We start from the raw sequence: 1,747 nt of genomic DNA, 5'->3' as shown, positions 1-1,747 counted from the left end.
ATTAGTAGCTTGAGTATAACAGTTAGAAAGTTTGCCATCTGGCGTAGATATTTTAGCCCAAAGCCCTTCATCCGTATTTTCCACATTAACAACTACACGAACAGGCAAAACGGCTTCAAATGAGACTATTTGTTGGACTTTTTTCATATTTTTAAGTATACCTTACTAAAATACTAATAACTAGAGAGTGGCCAAAGCTAAAATTATTTCTTTTATTTTTGACATACCCAGCTAGACAACTTTGGCAGTTGCCTTGTTATTGAACTTATAATATTTAACCTTTAATAATTCCGCGCTCATCGTTATATATTTTTACACTCTCCCAGTCGTTGCAACTAAGTTCAATTAGTCAAAGTTGTTCTACTGGGCATATTTATTTTGTAAATTTAAAAGTATAAATTATTTTTTTGAATAGAGGTTTTAGATCTTTTGTATTATCTTTGTCATCCTGATCATAAAAATAAATACCGATAGTTCCCCTTATATTGGCCGATTCCCCATCTATAGTAACCTTAGATTTTACACCTCCAACAAAAGAAATATATTCATATTCGTTTCCACTGACTGATTCTTGAGTTACTCCGCTGTGCCCATCTAAAGAAAGATCTTCTTTAGATAATATTTTTTCTCCATCAGATATTGTCCTGCCTGCTAGTTCTTGCGGAGTTCCATCTTCTGGATTTATATATGGACCACAGACAGTCAGCCAAACATTCTCATTATCTTTAGGGGCAAATACTGGACCACACCCCTCTCCTTGAGATTTTCTTTCCCAATCTTTTGGATATTTAAAACTATATCCTCCCATATCATCAATATACACATTCCAATCAGAAACCTGATCTTGATTTTCCGCCGGCGCGTAAGCTGGTTTTTTGGAGAAATAAAAATAACCACCACCCAGTAGTAAAACTGCTAGCACGATAATAACAAGATCTTTAATAAATCCTTTTTGGTTCATAGTTTAATAAAATCAGCGTGCGGGAACTGAAGTTTTTACACGTCGGGCAAAATCTTGGATAATTTCTTTGTTTTCTTTAAAATCGTCAAAACTAAAACCATAAATGTTGAGACGGACAATTCTGCCATTTTTATCGTAATCAATCACCACGTTGCCGTTTATATCGGAATCGGAGCTTTTGGATCTAATAAAATCCATAGAAAGCACTTCGCTTTCTTTATCGTATGAAACCTTGATGTTATTTTTCTTTTTCATGTAGATATTTATTAATCTTGGAAGTATCAATAACCGTTATGATTTTAGCAATATTATCGGTTATTTCCACGGCTACCAATAACAATCTCCGCGTCTTCTTTTTATCAGTATACAGCTTTTTAACTAACCGTCTACCACGCCTATCCGATGCAATTTTTGTTGGAAAATTTAAAGCGTCAACAATCAGCTTTCTAGAAATAGCCCTCTCGGCCATTCTCTTTTTAGCATGAGGCAAAAATTCATATCTCATTTTTTATCCAGGGCCAAAATTATTTAATTTACCACGTGTCTAACACCACAAGTGTTTATAAATTTCCCTCTCGTTCAAATGACATATTCCAACCAAGATTCTTTCTAAACTTTTCCGGTACTTCAAAATAAGTAAATATTGCATCGTTTATCATTACAACCAGTTCGGTAGCATTAGTAGCTTGAGTATAACAGTTAGAAAGTTTGCCATCTGGCGTAGATATTTTAGCCCAAAGCCCTTCATCCGTATTTTCCACATTAACAACTACACGAACAGGCAAA

General features: G+C 34.5%; 4 protein-coding genes. All 4 read right to left on the bottom strand.

All coding sequences use genetic code 11. From position 1 onward, the window contains the following. Window positions 1-373 precede the first annotated feature (373 nt). Window positions 374-961: a hypothetical protein gene (locus Q8Q95_02585; protein ID MDP3764485.1), complete on the bottom strand. Its 588-nt coding sequence runs from the start codon at window positions 959-961 to the stop codon at window positions 374-376. A 12-nt stretch (window positions 962-973) separates the two neighbouring features. Further along, entirely contained in the window at window positions 974-1,216 is a 243-nt protein-coding gene (locus tag Q8Q95_02580) for a DUF2283 domain-containing protein (GenBank protein ID MDP3764484.1), read from the bottom strand. Beyond that, entirely contained in the window at window positions 1,200-1,466 is a 267-nt protein-coding gene (locus Q8Q95_02575; GenBank protein ID MDP3764483.1) for a DUF4258 domain-containing protein, read from the bottom strand. Before Q8Q95_02575 ends, Q8Q95_02580 begins: the two co-directional genes overlap by 17 nt. Window positions 1,467-1,521: 55 nt before the next feature. Then, window positions 1,522-1,747: hypothetical protein (locus tag Q8Q95_02570; GenBank protein ID MDP3764482.1), on the bottom strand; the 226-nt coding region annotated here is incomplete at its 5' end.

This window comes from bacterium (assembly GCA_030697795.1).
Classification (GTDB): Bacteria; Patescibacteriota; Minisyncoccia; order JACQLN01; family JACQLN01; genus JACQLN01.
Note: the sequence above shows the minus strand (reverse complement) of the source record. Positions and strands in the feature narration are given on the sequence as shown.

Coding starts and splice junctions, on each gene's coding strand:
- Q8Q95_02585 (MDP3764485.1), bottom strand. CDS start 961: ATGAACCAAAAAGGATTTATTAAAGATCTTGTTATTATCGTGCTAGCA.
- Q8Q95_02580 (MDP3764484.1), bottom strand. CDS start 1,216: ATGAAAAAGAAAAATAACATCAAGGTTTCATACGATAAAGAAAGCGAA.
- Q8Q95_02575 (MDP3764483.1), bottom strand. CDS start 1,466: ATGAGATATGAATTTTTGCCTCATGCTAAAAAGAGAATGGCCGAGAGG.